Source organism: Streptomyces sp. NBC_01352, from assembly GCF_036237295.1.
GTDB classification, from domain to species: Bacteria; Actinomycetota; Actinomycetes; order Streptomycetales; family Streptomycetaceae; genus Streptomyces; species Streptomyces plumbiresistens.
This window is the reverse complement of record NZ_CP108354.1, coordinates 6,726,212-6,744,609: the sequence shown is the minus strand read 5'-3', so window position 1 is coordinate 6,744,609 and position 18,398 is coordinate 6,726,212. Positions and strand designations below refer to the sequence as shown.

Here is an 18,398-nt window from a genome sequence, read left to right as displayed (position 1 = left end):
CTATGATCGGCACACTTTCCTGGCGGACAGCGATCGAGTGCACTGCGGGAGCAAGCGGTGAGCGGAACGTCCGAAGGGCCGACGGCCACGGCAGACCTCGACGGGTCAGCCGTAACAGAGAGTGATGTCCGCACGTCTCCCGGTGGGGAAACCCCGCCCTGCGATGCGGTGACCTACCGTTCGGTGTTCACGTCCGCGCCGCTCGCGATGGCCGTCGTCGACCGCGAAGGGCTGGTCGTCTGCGCCAACGACGCGTTCGACGCCCTGCTCGGCGCCGGCACCGAATCGCTGACCGGCCGGGTCGCCGCCGACCTGGTGGACCTGGCCTCGGACGCCCGCACCTGGCACGCGTACCGCGAGGTGCTCCGCGGCCGCCAGGCGAAACTGCGCTGCACGCGCCGGCTCAAGCATCACGACGGGAACTCCCTGTGGGTGCAGGTCACCGTCGCTCCCCTCGCGGAGAACGAGCCCGGGGTCCTGCTGTCGGTCGCCGACATCAGCGCCCGGCGTGAACTCCAGGCGCGGCTGCGGCACTTGCAGATGCACGACCCGGTGACCCGGCTGCCCAACCGCGCCCTGTTCTTCGAACGTCTTTCGGCCGCGCTGGAGGCGGAGTCGTACGAGCAGAGCGGCACCGGCCGGATCGGGCTGTGCTACCTCGACCTGGACGGCTTCAAGGCCGTCAACGACACCCTCGGCCACCGGGTCGGCGACCGCCTGCTGGCCGCCGTCGCCGAACGCCTCACGCGCTGCGCCGACGAGGCGGGCTACGGCCGGGCGAGCGCGCCGCTGGTCGCGCGGCTCGGCGGTGACGAGTTCGCCCTGCTCGTCGAGGACTCCACCGGCACCGAGCAGCTCGCCGATCTCGCCGAGGCCGTACTGGAGGCGGTCCAGGCCCCCTTCGACCTCTCGGGGCAGCGGATGTCGGTGTCTGCCTCGATCGGCGTGGTGGAACGGCAGGCGGCGGGGACCAGCGCGACCGGTCTGATGCAGGCCGCCGACACCACGCTGTACTGGGCGAAGGCCGACGGCAAAGCCCGCTGGACCCTCTTCGACCCGGAGCGCAACGCCCACCGCATGACCCGCCAGGCCCTCGCCTCCACGCTCCGCCCGGCCATCGAGCGCGACGAGTTCGTGCTGGAGTACCAGCCGCTGGTGTGCATGGAGGACGGCCGGCTGCGGGGCGTCGAGGCCCTGGTCCGCTGGAATCATCCGCAGTTCGGCATGCTGACGCCGAATCGGTTCATCGGACTGGCCGAGGAGGACGGCTCGATCGTGCAGCTCGGCCGCTGGGTTCTGGCCACGGCCTGCCGACAGGCCCGGCAATGGCAGCTGGACCACCCCGACGAGCCGCCGATCTTCGTCAGCGTGAACGTGGCGGTGCGTCAGGTCTGGGACTCGGATCTGGTCGCGGACGTGGCGGAGATCCTGGCGGAGACGGGCCTGGAGCCGCAGCTGTTGCAGCTCGAGCTCACGGAGTCGGCGGTGATGGGCTCGGCGGGACGCCCGCTGCAGGCCCTCCAGGCGCTCAGCGACATGGGCGTGGGCATCGCGATCGACGACTTCGGCACCGGCTACTCGAACCTGGCGTACCTGAGCCGGCTGCCGGTGTCCGTGCTGAAGCTGGACGGGTCCTTCGTACGGGGCTTCCAGTACGAAGGGGAAGGCGTCCCGCCGAACCCGGCCGACGAGGTCGTCGTCGAGGCGATGATCCAGCTCGCCCACCGGCTCGGCCTGACCGTCACCGCGGAGTGCGTGGAGACGTCGGCGCAGGCGGCCCGGTTGCGGCGGATCGGGTGCGACACCGGCCAGGGGTGGCTGTACTCGCGGCCGGTGCCGCCGGATCGTATCTCCGGATTGCTGGGCCTAGTCGTTCGGTAGTCCGTACGCGTCCGCGATCAGTTCGTACGAGCGCAGGCGCAGGTCTCCGGCATGCGCGTGGGACGTGATCATCAGCTCGTCGGCGCCGGTGCGCTTGTGGAGGTCGTCGAGGCCGGAGCGGACCTCGTCCGCCGTGCCGTGGATGACGTTGGCGTTCCAGGAGTCGATGAACTCCTGCTCCATCTGGCTGAACGGGTACGCCTCGGCCTCTTCCGGGCTGGGGACGAGGCCGGGGCGGCCGGTGCGCAGGCGGACCATGTTGAGGGCGGCGGCGCGGACCTGGCGGCGGGCCTCGTTCTCGTCGTCGGTGGCGAGGGCGGAGACGCCGATGAGGGCGTACGGCTCGTCGAGGACGGCGGAGGGCCGGAACGACTCCCGGTACAGGTCGAGGGCCGGGACGGTGTTCTGCGCCGAGAAGTGGTGCGCGAAGGCGAAGGGCAGGCCGAGGGAGCCGGCCAGGCGGGCGCTGAAGCCGGAGGATCCGAGCAGCCAGACGGGCGGGCGGTGCGGGGACTGGACGCCGCCGGGGGAGGTGGCCTGGATCGGGCCGGGTACGGCGTGGATACGGCTGTAGGGGTGGCCGTCCGGGAAGTCGTCGTCCAGGAAGCGGATCAGCTCGGCGAGCTGCTGGGGGAAGTCGTCGGCGCCTTCGTTCAGGCGGTCGGTGCGGCGCAGGGCGGCGGCGGTGGCGCCGTCCGTGCCGGGGGCTCGGCCGAGGCCGAGGTCCACGCGGCCGGGGGCCATGGCCTCCAGCGTGCCGAACTGCTCCGCGATCACCAGCGGGGCGTGGTTGGGGAGCATCACGCCGCCCGAGCCGAGGCGGATGCGGGTGGTGTGGGCGGCGAGGTGGGCGAGGATCACGGCGGGGGAGCTCGACGCCACGCCCGGCATGGAGTGGTGTTCGGCGACCCAGTAGCGGTGGTAGCCGCGGGACTCCGCGAGGCGGGCGATGTCGACGCTCGTGCGGAGGGCGTCGGTGGCGGTGCGGCCTGCGCCTACGGTGACCAGGTCCAGTACGGAGAGGGGGGCGGGGGCGGTGCCGTGCGGTGTTCCCCGGGTCTCGTCTGCCGTTGCGGTCACGGTGGGTGCCTCCTGTTGTGGGCCGTGCGCTGTCCTCCGGGGGTTAACAGGAGGCAGTCCCCGCTTATTCCCGGGTGCCCGGTGTTGGTGCGGGCGGCGTGTGCTGGGGGCTCCGCCCCCAGACCCCCGGGCCTTTGCCCACCCACCACCCGTCTCGGTGGGTCGAGAGGTGTGCCACAAAGTCGGGGGTCCAGGGGGCGGAGCCCCCTGGTACGGCGAGGGGTCAGGCCTGCACGATCGGCTCACGCGTGAACAGCGCCCCCAGCGCCGGTGCGTTCACCCGCCGGTCCGTCAGGCGCAGCGCCTCCCACACCGTGACCTGGTTCGCCGTCAGTACCGGCTTGCCGAGTTCCTTCTCCAGGGTCGGGATGTGGGCCGCGGTGTGCAGCGCCGTGTCGGGGAGCAGCAGGGCGTCCGCCGACCCGTCGTCCGCCTCTCGGGCCAGCGCGAACACCTCCGCCTCACCCCACGTCCCGACCTCCGCCGCCGTGATGATCCCGGACGGGCGGACCCCGACCACCTCGATGCCCGCGGCCCGCAGGAACTCCGCGAACAGACCGGCCACGTCGTCGGGGTAGGTCGCGCCGACCGCGACCCGCTTCGCGCCGATCTCCCGGGCCGCGTGCACGAAGGCGAAGGACGTGGAGGAGGCCGGCATGCCCGCCGTCAGGGCAAGGGCGCGGACCTGGTCGTGGGCGCCCTCCCAGCCGTAGACGAAGCTGCCGCTGGTGCACGCCCAGACCACCGACTCGGCGCCCGCCATGCGCAGTTCCTCGACGCCGGCCGCGAGCCGCCCCGCCGAGCCCATCTCGAGCAGGGCGTCGACCCGGTGGGCGTCCTCGCCGATGTCGGTGTGCACGAGGTCCAGCCGGACGTCGCTGCCCAGCAGCTGTTCGATGCGCGGGTAGTCGTCCTCGGCCGAATGGCCCGGATAGAGGAACCCCAGTGCTGTCATGTCCACCCTTCCTGCTGCTGTTCTTCGTCCGGCAGTCCCGGTACGTCCGGCAGCGCCTGCGCTTCCGGCAAGGCCGGCAGGGCCGGCACGTCGGGCAGTACGGGACCGGACTGTCGCGCCGCCGGATCGATCAGCGCCTGGTACGGCCCCACGGCTCGGGTACCCAGTCGGCGCAGCGCCGCCCACATCGTCACTTGGTTGGCCGAGATCACCGGGATGCGCAGCTCCGCCTCCAGTTGGGGGATCACGTCGTACGTCGGCAGGTTGGTGCAGCTGATGAACAGCGCCTCGGCGCCGCCGTCCACCGCCCGGCGCGCCATCTCCGCCACGTCCCGGTACGGCACCTTCCAGATGTGCCTGGTCAGACCCATGTACGCGCACCCGGTGACGACGACGCCCGCCTCCGCCACGTACTCCTCGAGGGCCTGGGTGACGGACACCGTGTAGGGCGTCACCAGCGCCACCCGCCGTACGTCGAGTTCGGCCAGCGCCTCCAGCAGCGCGCCGGACGTCGTCACCGAGGGCAGGTCGCCCGCCTGGGTCATCGCACAGCACATCGCGCGTTCCCCGGCGATCCCGCCGACGAAGCTGCCGGAGGTGCAGGCGTAGGCGACGACCTCGGGGGCGATGGCGGTGAGGGTGCGGACCGCGTCGTGCAGGGTCTCGTGCTCGCTGACCAGCCGGGCCAGGTCGAGGCTGACCTCGACGGGCACGTACGGCGTGCGGGTCAGATGGAGGGAGACCTCGTCGGGCACCCAGCGCCACAGTTCGCGGTCGAGGGCGAAGTCGAAGGGGGCGACGACACCGACGCCGCGCTGGGGGCGGGGACCACCGAGAAAAGTGACGTCCATGGCAGACACCGGCCTCACTGTGGGAAGCGGGAGGGGAACGGACCGTGCACATGCCCGTGTTGACGAAGGTAGGTTCGGGTGCGAGCGTGGTCAATCCGCCCTCGTGACGCCCAGGTCACGCCCCGGTCAACCTCTCATGTCCGCCCATGTCGGACGGCCGTGACCGTCCGAGAAACGGCTCGCCGAATGACCGCTTCCGAATCCCCTCCGACGCTCTTGGTCCTCGACGCCGACCCGCTCCCCCGCCTCGGCAGGCTGACCGGCCGGGCCCGGATCGAGCACGCGGACGCGTCGACGCTGGCCGAGCGGCTGCCGTCGGCCGATGTCCTGCTGGTCTGGGACTTCACCTCGCACGCGGTGCGCTCGGCCTGGCCGGGCGAGGGGCCGCGGCCGCGCTGGGTGCACACGGCGAGTGCGGGCGTGGACCACCTGATGTGTCCGGAACTGGCCGAGGCCGACACCGTGGTGACCAACGCCCGGGGTGTCTTCGACCAGCCGATCGCCGAGTACGTCGCCGCGCTGGTCCTGGCGATGGCCAAGGACCTGCCCCGGACGTGGGACCTCCAGCGGGAGCGGACCTGGCGGCACCGCGAGTCGCAGCGGGTCGCCGGCACGCGCGCGTGCGTCGTCGGGTCCGGGCCCATCGGGCGGGCGATCGTCGCCACCCTCAAGGCGCTCGGCATCACCACGGCGCTCGTCGGGCGCACCCCGCGTACCGGTGTCCATGGCCCCGAGGAGCTGGACCGGCTGATGGCCCGCGCCGACTGGGTGATCGCGGCGGCGCCGCTGACGGAGCAGACGTCCGGCATGTTCGACGCCCGCCGATTCGGCGTGATGCAGCCCTCCGCGCGGTTCGTCAACGTGGGCCGGGGGCAGCTGGTCGTCGAGGACGCGCTCGCCGAGGCGCTGGCCAAGCGGTGGATCGCGGGCGCGGCCCTGGACGTCTTCGAGCACGAACCCCTCACCCCGGACAGTCCGTTGTGGCAGGTTCCGAACCTGATCGTGTCCCCGCACATGAGCGGTGACACGGTCGGCTGGCGGGACGAACTCGGCGCGCAGTTCGTGGAGTTGTACGAGAGCTGGGAGGCGGGCAGACCACTGACGAACGTGGTCGACAAGAAGCGGGGCTACGTCCCCGGACGCTGAACTCCCACGGCTGGAGAGCGCATGACGGAGCAGGACCTCGATCTCACCGGACTGACTGCCATACAACTCCTCGACGGTTACCGCAAGGGCGAGTTCAGCCCCGTCGACGTGACCCGAGCGACCCTGGCACGGGCCGAGCGGATCCAGCCGGAGGTGAACGCGTTCGTACGGCTGACCGCCGACGAGGCGCTCGTGCAGGCGGCGGCGTCGGCCGACCGGTGGCGGCGCGGCGAGCCGGCCGGTCTGCTGGACGGCGTGCCGGTCACGGTGAAGGACATCCTGCTGCTGCGCGGGGCACCGACCCGCAAGGGTTCCAAAACCATCTCCGAGCAGGGCCGCTGGGAGGAGGACGCTCCGTCCGTCGCCCGTCTGCGCGAGCACGGCGCGGTCTTCGTCGGCAAGACGACGACCCCCGAGTTCGGCTGGAAGGGCGTGACGGACTCACCCCAGTCCGGCGTCACCCGCAACCCGCACGACCCGACCCGCACCGCGGGCGGCTCCAGCGGCGGCGCGGCGGCGGCCGTGGCGCTGGGCGCGGGACCGCTGGCCCTCGGCACGGACGGCGGTGGCAGCGTCCGTATCCCGGCGGCCTTCTGCGGGATCTTCGCGCTGAAGCCGACGTACGGCCGTGTCCCGCTCTACCCCGCGAGCGCCTTCGGCACCCTCGCCCACGTGGGGCCCATGACCCGCGACGCGGCGGACGCGGCGCTACTCCTCGACGTCATCGGCACCCCGGACTCCCGCGACTGGTCGGCCCTCGCCTCGCCGCCCGGCTCCTTCGCGGCGGGCCTCGCGGGCGGGGTGCGTGGCCTGCGCGTCGCGTACTCGCCCTCCCTCGGCGGCCAGGTCGCCGTCCAGCCGGCGGTCGCGGCGGCGGTCCGGCGGGCGGTGGAACGCCTCGCGGAACTCGGCGCGTACGTCACGGAGGCCGACCCCGACTTCACCGACCCGGTGGACGCCTTCCACACCCTGTGGTTCAGCGGCGCGGCCCGGGTGACCCAGCCTCTCGGCCCGCATCAGCGGGAGCTGCTCGACCCCGGCCTCCAGGAGATCTGCGCCCAGGGCGCCCGCCTCACCGCCCTCGACTACCTGGCCGCGGTGGACGTCCGTATGGAACTCGGCCGCCGCATGGGCCACTTCCACGACACCTACGACCTGCTGGTCACCCCCACCCTCCCGATCACGGCCTTCGAGGCGGGCGTCGAGGTCCCGAAGGGCTCGGGCCACCGCCGCTGGACGGGCTGGACACCCTTCACGTACCCCTTCAACCTGACCCAGCAGCCGGCGGCGACCGTACCGGTGGGCACGGACGGCGACGGGCTGCCGGTCGGGCTCCAACTGGTGGCGGCCCGGCACCGGGACGACCTGGTCCTGCGGGCGGCACATGCGCTGTACGAGGCCGGGGTGGCCGATACGGCCCTCTCCCTCATGCCCTCCGGAAGCTGAGCGACTCCCCCAGCGCCCCGGCCCGCCACAGGTCGTTGCATCCCTGGGCCAGTTCGTCCAATCCCTCCACGATCTGGCCCCAGACGATGCCCGGCACCCATCCCACATCACCGTTGAGCAGCAGGTTGTTGCGTTCGTAGAAGAGGGCGAGGTCGACGACCGTCGTGCCGGGGCGCACCTCGCGGTCGTAGCCGTAGGACTGTGTGCCCAGTTCCGCTCCGGCGAAGGAGAAATAGCAGAGATCGCCGGGGATGGGGGTGACTGTCGGGTTTTCCAGCGGTGGCTCGGATTGGGCGAAAGGCGGGAAAAGGGCGTAGATCTCGTTGCGTGCGTACTTCGCGTGGTAGACGTCGCCGGCCAGCGGCAGGGCGTCCCAGACGGCCGCGCAGGTGATCGGCGCGCGGTCGTCGAGGAGCTTTGCCGTGGCGGTGATACCGCGCTTGACCAGCGAGACTTCGATGTAGCGGTCAGCCATGCGTTCCATGGTCCCCTGCCGGTCAAGAGCGCCTCGTCGAAGATCGGGGCCGAAACCGACCTGCATAACTCGCATGCTCTCGGGTAGCCGCGCCGCCATGGCTCCACCACTGGAACATGGCACACACACGTCCGGGCCCACGCGCCGGTCGCTGCTCGCGGGGGTAGCGGCGGTCGGCGCGCTGGGCGCCGCCGGGTGCTCACGCGTGGCCACCGCGTCGAGCACGGAGGGCGGTGAACTCCTCGACCGGCTGAAGGCGGCCGGTGTCGTACGGCTGGGGATAGCCGGTGAGATCCCCTTCGGGTACATCGACACGAACGGCGAGATGACCGGCGAGGCGCCCGAGCTCGCGCGGGTGATCTTCAAACGGCTCGGGGTCGACAAGGTGCAGCCCGTGCCGACGGAGTTCGGCTCGCTCATTCCGGGTCTGAACTCGCAGCAGTTCGACGTCGTCGCGGCCGGGATGTACGTCAATCCCGAGCGTTGCGAGCAGGTCATCTTCGCCGACCCCGACTACCAGATGCTCGATTCGTTCATCGTGCGCAAGGGCAACCCGAAGGGGCTGCACAACTACAAGGACGTCGTCGAGAAGAGGGCCAGGTTCGCCACCGGCACCGGGTACGCGGAGATCCAGTACGCCGTCGACGCGGGGTACAAGGAGAGCGACATCCTGATCGTGCCGGACCAGGTGGCCGGGCTGAACGCCGTGGAGGCGGGGCGGGTCGACGTCTTCGCCGGGACCGCGCTCACCACCCGCGAGGTGGTGAAGAAGTCCGGCAAGGCCGAGGCCACCAAGGCCTTCGCGCCGCTGGTCGACGGGAAGCCGCATGTGGACGGGGGCGCCTTCGCCTTCCGGCCCACCGAGACCAATCTGCGGGACGCCTTCAACGTCGAACTGCGAAAGCTGAAGAAGAGTGGGGAGTTGTTCCGGATCCTGCGGCCGTTCGGCTTCACGGAGGCCGAGATGACCGACCTCACCGCGAAGGAGCTGTGCGGCGGATGACCTCGGGACTCTGGGAACTCGTATTCAAGGGGATATGGACCACCGTCCAGCTCCTCGTCTTCAGCTCACTGCTCGCCGCGGCCGTGGCCTTCGTCGCCGGCGTCGCCCGCACCCACCGGCTGTGGATCGTCCGCTTCCTCGCGGGCCTCTACACCGAGGTGTTCCGCGGGACCTCCGCGCTGGTCATGATCTTCTGGGTGTTCTTCGTGCTGCCGATCGCCTTCGGCTGGCAGCTGGTCCCGATGTGGGCGGGCACGCTCGCGCTGGGGCTGACCTACGGGGCGTACGGCTCGGAGATCGTGCGCGGCGCCCTGAAGGCCGTCGACCCGGCGCAGCAGGAGGGCGGGATCGCGCTCAGCTTCACGCCCTGGCAGCGGATGCGGCTGATCATGCTGCCGCAGGCGGTGCCGGAGATGATCCCGCCGTTCTCCAACCTGCTGATCGAACTGCTCAAGGGCACCGCCCTGGTGTCGGTGATGGGCATGGGTGACCTGGCCTTCAGCGGCAATCTGGTGCGCCTCGCCCTGCAGGAGAGCGCGGAGATCTACTCGTATCTGCTGGTGATCTATTTCGTGATCGCCTTCCTGCTCACCCGTGTGATGCGTGGGCTGGAGAAGAAGTTGAAGGCGGGCGTCGGCAAGAAGCCCGAACGCAAGGTCGTGGCGGAGGCCGCCCCCGTCGGTACCGGGGTCGGCGTGGCCGGGGGTGGTTCCTGATGAAGTGGGACTGGAGCGCCGTGAGCGACTTCATGCCGCAGTTCTGGGACGGCCTGCTGGTCACCCTGCAGGCGCTGGCGCTGGGATCGGTCATCTCCTTCGTACTGGGCCTGGTGTGGGCGCTGTTGATGCGCACGCCGTCGCGCTGGGTGCGCTGGCCGGTCGGTGTGGTCACGGAGTTCGTGCGCAACACCCCGCTGCTGGTCCAGCTGTTCTTCCTCTACTACGTGCTGCCGGAGTGGGGCGTGACCCTGTCGGCGCTGGCCACCGGCGTGATCGGGATCGGGCTGCACTACTCGACGTACACGATGCAGGTCTACCGCGCCGGCATCGAGGCCGTGCCGCCCGGCCAGTGGGAGGCGGCCACGGCGCTGAACCTGCCGATGGCCCGGACCTGGCGGGTGGTGATCCTGCCGCAGGCGATCCGCCGCGTCGTGCCGGCGCTCGGCAACTACGTCATCGCGATGCTCAAGGACACGCCGATGCTGATGGTGATCAGCGTGCTGGAGATGCTCAGCCAGGCGCGGCTCTACTCCCAGGAGCACTTCCAGTTCACCGAGCCGCTGACCGTGATCGGCGTGGCCTTCATCCTCATTTCCTATCTGGCCTCCCTTCTCCTGCGAGCACTGGAGCGACGTCTTGTCCACTGACGCCCCCCTGATGAAAGAGCCCGACGCCAACGCCAACCCGCCGGTGGACGGCAGCGAGCTGATCCGTCTGGAGCAGGTCACCAAGCGGTTCGGGGACAACACCGTCCTGGACCACCTCGACTTCTCCGTCAACGCGGGCAAGCACGTCACCCTGATCGGCCCGTCGGGTTCCGGCAAGACCACGATCCTGCGGCTGCTGATGACGCTGACGAAGCCCGACGAGGGCACGATCACCGTCGACGGGCAGCAGCTCTTCCCGGCGCCCGAGAAGCAGGTCCGCGAGGTCCGCAAGAAGATCGGGATGGTGTTCCAGCAGTTCAACCTGTTCCCGAACATGACGGCTCTGCGGAACATCACCGAGGCGCCCGTCACCGTCCTCGGGATGTCCAAGGACGAGGCGGAGGAGCGCGCCCGCGACCTGCTCGACCTGGTGGGCCTCGCCGACAAGGCCGACGCCCGCCCGAGCCAGTTGTCCGGCGGCCAGCAGCAGCGGGTGGCGATCGCCCGGGCGCTGGCGATGCGGCCGCAGGTACTGCTCCTCGACGAGGTGACCTCCGCGCTGGACCCGGAGCTGGTCGCGGGCGTTCTGGACGTGCTGCGGAACATCGCCCGCACCACCGACATCACGATGCTCTGTGTGACCCACGAGATGAACTTCGCCCGGGACATCTCCGACCAGGTCCTGATGTTCGACTCCGGCCGGGTCATCGAGTCGGGAGCGCCGGAGAAGATCTTCAGCGAGCCGGAGCACGACCGGACGCGAGAATTTCTCAGCGCGGTCCTGTGACTACAAGAGGTGAACGTAGTTCAACACCCGAGGTCCGGGGGACGGGTCATGACGTTGGCATATGCCAGAGTGCCAGTCCCCCTGTTGAGAGGGCTGCGATACCTACGTAATCTCGTCAACAACCGCTCACTACAAGCCTCTTGCCCGTTATCGTGGAAGAGCTTCGCTGTCCGGATTACGGCCCAGTTGTAAGAGTGAGCGCAGGGGGAACACCGTGGCGCTGATGCACGAGCCGACCGCGCCGTACCACTCGGCCCAGGACGCCCTGCGCGTCCTGGAGACCGTGGCGCGACACACCACCGGAGTCACCGACACCCGTCTCGCCCGCCTGACCGGCCTCAACCCGGAGCGACTGACCACGCTCCTCAGGATGCTGCGCCGCGAGGGCTACGTCGAACAGACCGCCGACGGGGCGTACGTCACCGGGGCCGCCCTCAGGCGCCTCGGCTCCGCCCACGAACGCGAACAGGCCCTGCGCGAGAGGCTCCAGGTCACCCTCGACCGGCTGCGCGACTCGATCGGCGCCGCCGTCTACATCAGCCGGTACGTGGACGGCGAGGTCACCATCGCCCAGTACGCCGACGGCCCCGCCACCCCCTCGGTCAACGAGTGGGTCGACTTCCGCTACTCCGCCCACGCCACCGCGCTCGGCAAGAGCCTGCTCGGCCAGCTCGACCACAACGGCCGCCGGGACCACCTCTCCCGCCACAAGATGGCCCGCCTCACCTCGCGCACCATCACCAGCGACAAGCTGCTGCTCTCCCGCCTGGAGACCCAGCCGCCCACGGTGCCCCACCTCGACCTCCAGGAGTACGCCGTCGGCACGGTCTGCGCGGCCGTCCCGATCACGGCCGGCTCCTCGGTCGGCTGCCTGGCCCTGTCCCTGCCGGTCGAGCACGCCCACCGGCTCCGCCAGGCCGCGGACAAACTGAACCGGGGAGCGGCTCCGGTACTGCTGTCCCTGGCGATCTAGACCACCGACCATTGGTCGGAAGCACCCCCGCGGACCAGGTAGTATTTTCTGTGTCGTCGGCCGCGAACAGCGGTCGGCGGGAGTCACGCGCCGCTAGCTCAGTTGGTTAGAGCAGCTGACTCTTAATCAGCGGGTCCGGGGTTCGAGTCCCTGGCGGCGCACAAACGACTGAAGGCCTCCTGCGGAAGCGGGGGGCCTTCAGCGCGAAATGACCCACGCCGAACGCCGACCCACAGCAGGCGGCTGGGGGTCCGGGGGTCATCCCCCGGACAGACACAGCATCAGCGGGTCCCGGGGTCGAGTCCCCGGCGGCGCACAGACGACCGAAGGCCTCCTGCGGAAACGAGGGGCCCTTCGGCGTCCGCCGAGGTCAGCCTTCGGTACGCCTGTTCCCCGGGCGGCCGCCACCACACCGGATCGGCGCACCGGACCCCCTCCTTCCTGAGCCGCGCCCGGTGGATCTTGTTCGTCGCGGTGACCGGCATCCGCTCCAGCACGCGCACGAACCGTGGCGCCATCTTCGTCCCCAGGTCGGGCTGGGCGAGCAGGAACTCGGCGAAGGACCGCGGGTCGAAGTCCCCGGCGATCGCCGCCATCACCTGGTCCCCGGTCACCGGGTCCGGTACGGCGTACACGGCGACGGCGACCGCGCCCTCGTAGCGGGCGAGGATGTTCTCGATCATCGCGGCGGCCAGGTTCTCGCTGTCGACGCGCAGCCGGTCGTCGGTGCGGCCGGCGAAGTAGAGGAAGCCGTCGGCGTCGCGGTAGAAGAGGTCGCCGGTCCAGTACCAGCCGTCGTCCCGCAGCCGTGCCGCGTCCGCGTCCGGGTTGCGCCAGTAGCCCTCGAAGGGGCTGGGGCCGCGGTTCACCAGCTCCCCGATGGCCTCCTCTCCGTTCAGCAGCCGCCCGGCCGCGTCGAAGACCGCCGGCGGGCACTCCTCGCGCGTGTCCGGGTCGAGCACGACGAGTCCTGGTGCCGCCGGGCCGACCGCGCCGGCCGGCGTGCCCGGCGCCCACTGGATCGCCGCGCCGCCCTCCGACGACCCGTAGCCCTCCACCAGCCTCACCCCGAACCGCCGCTCGAAGGCCGCCGCGTCCACCGCCCCCGCCTCCGTGCCGAAGCCCAGCCGCAGCGGGTTGTCCCGGTCGTCGGGGCGCGGCTCGGTGGCGAGGATGTACTGCACGGCCCGGCCCACGTAGGTGAAGTACGTCGCCCGGTAGCGCCGTACGTCCGCCAGGAAGCCGGACGCCGAGAACCGCCGGCGCAGCGCCACACCCGCGCCGGCCGCGAGGGCGGGGGCCCAGTCGGCGATCACCGCGTTGCCGTGGAACATCGGCATGCAGACGTAGTGCACGTCGTCCGGGCGGACGGCGAACTGGTCCGCCAGGGAGCGCCCGGCGGCGGCCAGGCGGCCCTGGGAGCACAGCGCGGCCTTCGGGGCGCCGGTCGAGCCGGAGGTGAAGTAGAGGAGGAGGCGGTCGGCCGGGGTGGCCCGGGAGGGGTCCGGCCGCGCGTCCGCGTAGGGGGCGAGCAGGTCGTCGTACTCCTGTGAGTCGGTCACCAGGAGGCGTACTCCGGGCAGCCGCAGGCCGGTGAGGAGTGGCAGGTGGGCGCGCTCGGTGACCAGGATGCGGCACTCGGTGTGCAGGATGTCGCGGGCGAGTTCGGGCCCGCGGCGGGTGGGGTTGACGCCGGCGACGGCGACCCGGGCGAGGGCCGCCGCGCTCAACCACAGGGGGTACTCGGGGGTGTTGTCGAGCAGGACCCCGATGTGCGCCTCGGGTGGCAGGAGGTCGGCCAGCAGCGCCGCACGGGCCGCCGCGCCCGCCGCCACCTCGTGGTGCGTGAGGGTCCGCTCCCCGCACCACAGCCCGGGCCGGTGGTCGCCCCACCGTGCCGCCACGAGTTCCGCGACCGTGCTCCGCCGACTGGACTCCATGAGCGCGCACGGTAGTTGACGTACCGTCAGATGTGGAGACTAGGGCGTGAATCCGTCCGCCACGTCGAAGATCGCGTGGGCCGCGACCATGAAACCGAGGCAGAACAGGGCCATCGTCCCGAAGAACGCCAGCAGGCAGCCCGTGCCCGCCGCCAGCTTCCCGGGCGCCGGCGCCTTGGCCGTGGCCCGCTCCGGGCGGTCCGCCGCGTAGTGCACGGTGACGAGGTCGCCCTCGATGGTCGTCCCCCGGCCGCCCGTCTCGTCGAACCGGACGACGCGGCCCTCACGCGTGGCGAACTCGTAGACGTGGTGCAGGGTCGTGCGCACGGACGAGTCACCGCCGCCGCTGGTCGTCGTGTACACCCGCAGACAGCGCGCCTGGGCCGTCAGACCGCTGTTCCAGGCGCTGCTGACCTCCCGGGCGCGACGGACCACCGTGAACGCGGCGAATCCCAGGATCCCGATCATGAGCAGCGGCACGACGTAGAAGAACGCTTCCATGGTGTCCCCCGATGTTCGTACGCCGTCACGTTCGGCGGCGTGTGGGGAACCTACCCGCGGGGGGTGCCGGACTGTCTCAAGCAGTGCTCAAGCTTCCGGCAGCCCCCGCGGGCGGCGCTCAGAACGTGACGTCCGAGCAGGCGTAGAACGCGTTCGCCGTGTCCGCGATCGTCCACACCGCGACGACGACGTGCCGGCCACTCAGGCCGGACGGCAGGGTGCCGCTGTGGGAGAGCGTGGACGGGGGTCGCTGGCCGTTGTAGGGGACGGTCAGGAACGGGGTGAGGTTGAGGTCCGAGCGGGCCAGGTTGTGGTTCTGGTTCCAGCCCGGCTTGGTGACGTAGTACTTGAAGTCGGTCGTGGCGTGCATGGCCGTGAACTGCCAGCGGAACGTGTAGCTCTGACCGCCCGACACCTTCGTGGTGGGCCAGGCGCCGCCCGACGGGGTCTTCGGGCTGTCGAGCTGGGCGAAGGGCGTGTTGCCCCCGGAACAGATGCGGCCGTCGGCCGGTCCGGACGCGGGGAAGCCCTTGGGACCCTCGACGCTCTGCGGCTCCCACTGGATGTTGCCGCAGTTGGTCACGGTGCCGTTCTGGCAGAGCTTCTGACGGCTGATGGGGAGGTCGGTGTAGCCGTGGCCGCTCGCGCCGCCGGACGAGAGCACGAGGGCTCCGGTCGTCGTGAGGCCGAGCGCGGCGGCGTACCACTTGGTCTTTTTGCGCATGCTGCCGCTCCTGGTGAACGTGGGGGAGTTTCAGTGAGCTGTGCAGGTAGGTCTAGACCAAGTCCCAGATTATTGCGGACAGTTGACTGTGTCCATATCAAAGACGCGTCCATACCAATCAGGAGGTCGCTTCCCCTCGCCCCGCGCAGAACGCCACCGTCAGGTCCTTCACCAGCGCCTTGCGTTCGTAGTCGTCCAGCTCCACCAGCCCCCGCATGGTCAGCCGCGTCACCGTGTCCTCCACCGAGTCGACGACCGAGGTGAGCACGGTCGCCCGGTGCTGGGCGTCCAGCGCCGCGATCCGGCGGCGGTGCATCGCGGACGCGACCTCGGGCGCGTACTCCAGCCGCACCGGCTGCACCGAGAACACCTCGACCCCGACCGGCGCCGCGTCCGCCGCGACCATCCGGGTCAGCGCGTCCCCGGCGGTGTCGGCGGACCCCCGGCCGGACCCGGGCATCTCCACCGGCACCCGGGCGAGCCCCGCCTCCACGCACTCCCGCAGATACGTCTCGTGGTCCTCGACGCCCAGCGTGGCCCGCGCGGTGTCCCGCACCCGCCACACCACCAGTACCACCGCCCGGAGCGCGACCCCGCTCGCGTCGGCCGCCGGCATCGGCTCGCTGCGCCAGTGCCGCAGCCGTACGTCCACCCGGCGGCGCAGCAGCAGCGGGTTGACCCACAACAGACCGGTGCGCCGGACCGTGCCCCGGTAGCGGCCGAACAGTCCGAGCACCCAGGCCCGCCCGGTCCGCCCCCGGGCCAGCCCGCCGAAGCCGAACAGCCCAAGGGCGCCCGCACCCGCGTACGCCGCCCACTGCGCCGGGCCGAGGCCCGCCCCGGCGTACGACGGCAGCCCGAGCGCCTGCACGGCGAGCGGCGGCAGCGCGCCCGCCCACCACGACGTGACCACACAGCCGGCCGCCCCGCAGACACCGGCGAACACGCCCGCCGCGCCCGGCAGCACCCGCGCGGACCGCTCCCTCAGCGCGGGGTCGACCTCCGGAGCGGGCCGTGGCTTCGACGGCACCGGCCGCCTGAAGCGCGGCTGCTCCCCCGTCCCCTGCCGACGCCCCACGACGGCCGGCTTCAGAGGCACCGACACCGGGTCGGGCTCGTCGCGGAACAGCAGATGGACGGGGATCTCGGTCGTCGCCTCGTTCTGGATGAGCCGGGCGGGACGGGAAGGCCCCTCGGACTCTGGGACACGCTCCGGGATCCGCTCGGGGACGTGCTCCGGGATGTGCTCGGGTGTGTGTTCGGGGACGTGCTCGGGGACGTGCTCAGGTGTGTGTGAAGTGGTCGTGCTCATGCGTGCCTCCAGCCTCCGCGCCAGATACGCCGTGCCAGTACGAGGGTTGCCCGATGCGGTGCGTGGGTTTACGAGAAGAGCCGCCGCCAGGTCTCCGGGCCCGGGTAGCCGTCCGCCGCGCCGCCCCGCCAGCCCTGGGCCCGCTGGAAGGCCTCGACGCCTCGCCGGTCCGCCTCGCCCCAGCGCGGTCCCGGGCCGGCCGTGTAGTACGTGCCGAACCCTTTCTTCACCAGCTGCTTCCCGAGCTGGGTGACGTACTGATTGGTCGCCCCGGGCCGGAACATCGCCCGCCCCGGATAGCCGGGCACCCCGTGGGAGGCGGGCCCGGCAGGCACGGCAGGTCCGGCCGCCCCGGCCGTGACGTCCCTGCCCTGTCCCGTCACCAGCAGCTGCCAGGTCCGCGGCCCCGGCAGCCCGTCGGCGTCCCCGCCCCGCCAGCCCTGGGCCTGCTGGAAGGCCTGGGTCGCCCTGCGGTCCGCGTCCGACCAGCGCGGTCCCGGACCGGAGGTGTAGTAGCGCCCGGCGCCGCGCTCGACGAGCATGCGGCCGAGCTGGGTGACGTACTTGTTGTTCGCGCCCGGCCCGAAGTACGCCGCTCCCGGGAACGGCGCGTTCGCCGGGGCGGCCGGTTTCGCGGTGTCCGGCTTCGCGGGATCCGGTGTCACCGGGTCCGGCTTCGCAGGGTCCGGTTTCGCGGGATCCGGTGTCGTCCCCGCCGTACCGCCCGCGAGCCCCTTGTAGCGGTAGGCGACGTACCGGTCGGAGTGGCTCCAGTAGGCGTACGGGGTGGACTGTTTGCGGGCGTACGGGCGGGTCGCCTCGTAGGCGATGTAGTAGGTGTGCGTGTAGTCCGTCCAGCCGCCGAAGATCACGACGTGCGAGCCCTTCTCGGGGTCCGCCGGATTGTGGAAGAGGAGGATGTCGCCGGGCCGCAGATCGTCCTTGGCGATCCGCACCCCGTACTGGCCGAGGCTGCCCGTCCACTCGTTCCCGGGGAGATTCCAGGCCATCGACACGAAGCCCGAGCAGTCCTGCCGGTACCCGTCGCCCCAGTACGCGCTCATGCTGTACGGCACCTTCGCGGCGACCCACCGCTTGGCCCGTTTGATGATGTCCGCGCGGGTGGTCGCGGGCGTCTTCACCGGCGCCGGCCGCCCGCCCGGGCCGTGCAGCGGGGCCTTGCCGCCCTGCGGGGTGTCGGGCTCGTCACCTGCGGGAACGCCCGGCCGGGCGGGCGCGTGGGGGGCGGCGAGGGCCGGTGCCGCATGGCCGGAAACCAGCGCCGTGGAGGCCGCCGCCGCGAGGATCACCGCCCGGTGGGCGGCGGGGTGACGGCCGGTCGGGGACGACGGGGAAGACGGCAGGACCCGTCGCCAGTGAACGCATCCGGGGCAGTCGCAGTCGCTCACGGGATCGAATTCCTCGAAGACCGGAGTCGTCATGCGATTCCCCTCACACTCCAGATGGAAATGTCCGCACCTGTGCACGTTTGCCAGTTTCTCAACTGTCGTCCCGACGCGCATGCTGACGGTCCGAATGATGTACGGCGGCCCGCTCCGGGCCCCTCTCCGGCCCCCGCCGTCGGTCCGGAGCACCCTCCGCCATCCGGTAAGCTCGTGCAGGTCAGCAGGCGCCGCTAGCTCAGTTGGTTAGAGCAGCTGACTCTTAATCAGCGGGTCCGGGGTTCGAGTCCCTGGCGGCGCACAGACACGACAGGCCCCCTGCTCAGGCGGGGGGCCTGTCGCGCTTCCGGAGGGGTCGTCACCCACCCTGCTGTCCACAATGACTCCACAAGGTCCCCACAGGCGCCACAATGAACGCGTATGACCGGTAAACACCGCGTTTCGCATCTTGCGATCATGATGAACACCGTAGAACCCTGGTTTTCAAGATGCTGCGGATTCGCGGCAGTTGGGGGGAAGGAGCCGGTTGCCCGGTTGATCGGGGAGAGGGGCCCC

The 18,398-nt window shown here is 71.1% G+C and carries 17 protein-coding genes and 2 tRNA genes; 10 read left to right on the top strand and 9 right to left on the bottom strand.

The window, feature by feature from the left end; all coding sequences use genetic code 11:
• Nucleotides 1-57 precede the first annotated feature (57 nt).
• On the top strand, nt 58-1,881 hold the full coding sequence (locus tag OG252_RS31425; RefSeq protein ID WP_266439151.1) for a putative bifunctional diguanylate cyclase/phosphodiesterase: 1,824 nt from the start codon (nt 58-60) through the stop codon (nt 1,879-1,881).
• On the opposite strand, the gene OG252_RS31420 is transcribed toward OG252_RS31425, so the two are convergent.
• The 3 genes from OG252_RS31420 to OG252_RS31410 form a co-directional block, all read right to left on the bottom strand.
• Entirely contained in the window at nt 1,867-2,961 is a 1,095-nt protein-coding gene (locus OG252_RS31420) for an LLM class flavin-dependent oxidoreductase (RefSeq protein WP_266439149.1), read from the bottom strand. The genes OG252_RS31425 and OG252_RS31420 overlap by 15 nt on opposite strands.
• Before the next feature lie 223 nt (nt 2,962-3,184).
• The gene (locus tag OG252_RS31415) at nt 3,185-3,916 is read right to left on the bottom strand and encodes a maleate cis-trans isomerase family protein (protein ID WP_266439147.1); all 732 of its coding nucleotides are present in this window, start codon (nt 3,914-3,916) and stop codon (nt 3,185-3,187) included.
• Nucleotides 3,913-4,767 carry a maleate cis-trans isomerase family protein gene (locus OG252_RS31410; RefSeq protein WP_266448462.1) on the bottom strand — a complete coding sequence of 285 codons (855 nt, stop codon included), beginning with the start codon at nt 4,765-4,767 and terminating at the stop codon, nt 3,913-3,915. The genes OG252_RS31415 and OG252_RS31410 overlap by 4 nt, the downstream gene beginning before the upstream one ends.
• 186 nt (nt 4,768-4,953) lie before the next feature.
• Between OG252_RS31410 and OG252_RS31405 the strand changes: the two genes are divergently transcribed.
• Entirely contained in the window at nt 4,954-5,913 is a 960-nt protein-coding gene (locus tag OG252_RS31405) for a D-2-hydroxyacid dehydrogenase (RefSeq protein WP_329340305.1), read from the top strand.
• Nucleotides 5,914-5,934: 21 nt separating this feature from the next.
• A complete protein-coding gene (locus OG252_RS31400) occupies nt 5,935-7,359 on the top strand; it encodes an amidase (protein ID WP_329340304.1) in 1,425 nt (474 codons plus the stop codon).
• Here the strand turns inward: OG252_RS31400 and OG252_RS31395 are convergent.
• Nucleotides 7,340-7,834, bottom strand: coding sequence for a DUF3830 family protein (locus OG252_RS31395; protein WP_266439141.1), 495 nt, complete (start codon nt 7,832-7,834; stop codon nt 7,340-7,342). The genes OG252_RS31400 and OG252_RS31395 overlap by 20 nt on opposite strands.
• Before the next feature lie 97 nt (nt 7,835-7,931).
• Between OG252_RS31395 and ehuB the strand changes: the two genes are divergently transcribed.
• From ehuB to OG252_RS31365, 6 genes are all read left to right on the top strand, one after another.
• Nucleotides 7,932-8,837: an ectoine/hydroxyectoine ABC transporter substrate-binding protein EhuB gene (gene ehuB / locus OG252_RS31390; protein WP_266439139.1), complete on the top strand. Its 906-nt coding sequence runs from the start codon at nt 7,932-7,934 to the stop codon at nt 8,835-8,837.
• On the top strand, nt 8,834-9,553 hold the full coding sequence (gene ehuC, locus OG252_RS31385; RefSeq protein WP_329340301.1) for an ectoine/hydroxyectoine ABC transporter permease subunit EhuC: 720 nt from the start codon (nt 8,834-8,836) through the stop codon (nt 9,551-9,553). The genes ehuB and ehuC overlap by 4 nt, the downstream gene beginning before the upstream one ends.
• On the top strand, nt 9,553-10,203 hold the full coding sequence (gene ehuD, locus OG252_RS31380; RefSeq protein ID WP_266439135.1) for an ectoine/hydroxyectoine ABC transporter permease subunit EhuD: 651 nt from the start codon (nt 9,553-9,555) through the stop codon (nt 10,201-10,203). Before ehuC ends, ehuD begins: the two co-directional genes overlap by 1 nt.
• 10 nt (nt 10,204-10,213) lie before the next feature.
• A complete protein-coding gene (ehuA, locus tag OG252_RS31375; protein WP_266448459.1) occupies nt 10,214-10,990 on the top strand; it encodes an ectoine/hydroxyectoine ABC transporter ATP-binding protein EhuA in 777 nt (258 codons plus the stop codon).
• A 214-nt stretch (nt 10,991-11,204) separates the two neighbouring features.
• A complete protein-coding gene (locus OG252_RS31370; RefSeq protein ID WP_329340298.1) occupies nt 11,205-11,963 on the top strand; it encodes an IclR family transcriptional regulator in 759 nt (252 codons plus the stop codon).
• Between the two features lie 87 nt (nt 11,964-12,050).
• Nucleotides 12,051-12,124, top strand: a tRNA-Lys gene (locus tag OG252_RS31365).
• Nucleotides 12,125-12,244: 120 nt separating this feature from the next.
• Here OG252_RS31365 and OG252_RS31360 read toward each other — a convergent pair.
• The 5 genes from OG252_RS31360 to OG252_RS31340 all read right to left on the bottom strand — a co-directional run bounded on the left by OG252_RS31360 (nt 12,245) and on the right by OG252_RS31340 (nt 17,882).
• Nucleotides 12,245-13,903, bottom strand: a complete 1,659-nt coding sequence (locus tag OG252_RS31360; RefSeq protein WP_329340296.1) for an AMP-binding protein — start codon at nt 13,901-13,903, stop codon at nt 12,245-12,247.
• A gap of 39 nt (nt 13,904-13,942) precedes the next feature.
• Complete coding sequence (locus OG252_RS31355; RefSeq protein WP_266439129.1) at nt 13,943-14,404, bottom strand: DUF3592 domain-containing protein; 462 nt, start codon at nt 14,402-14,404, stop codon at nt 13,943-13,945.
• 118 nt (nt 14,405-14,522) lie between these two features.
• Nucleotides 14,523-15,128 (bottom strand): lytic polysaccharide monooxygenase auxiliary activity family 9 protein, encoded by a 606-nt coding sequence (locus OG252_RS31350; RefSeq protein ID WP_266439128.1) that lies wholly within the window; start codon nt 15,126-15,128, stop codon nt 14,523-14,525.
• A gap of 118 nt (nt 15,129-15,246) precedes the next feature.
• Nucleotides 15,247-16,440 carry an SPFH domain-containing protein gene (locus OG252_RS31345; RefSeq protein ID WP_266439126.1) on the bottom strand — a complete coding sequence of 398 codons (1,194 nt, stop codon included), beginning with the start codon at nt 16,438-16,440 and terminating at the stop codon, nt 15,247-15,249.
• 68 nt (nt 16,441-16,508) lie between these two features.
• Nucleotides 16,509-17,882, bottom strand: coding sequence for a peptidoglycan-binding protein (locus OG252_RS31340; protein WP_266439124.1), 1,374 nt, complete (start codon nt 17,880-17,882; stop codon nt 16,509-16,511).
• Between the two features lie 188 nt (nt 17,883-18,070).
• Here OG252_RS31340 and OG252_RS31335 point away from each other — a divergent pair.
• Nucleotides 18,071-18,144: transfer RNA gene (locus OG252_RS31335), tRNA-Lys, on the top strand.
• The last annotated feature ends 254 nt before the right edge of the window (nt 18,145-18,398 follow it).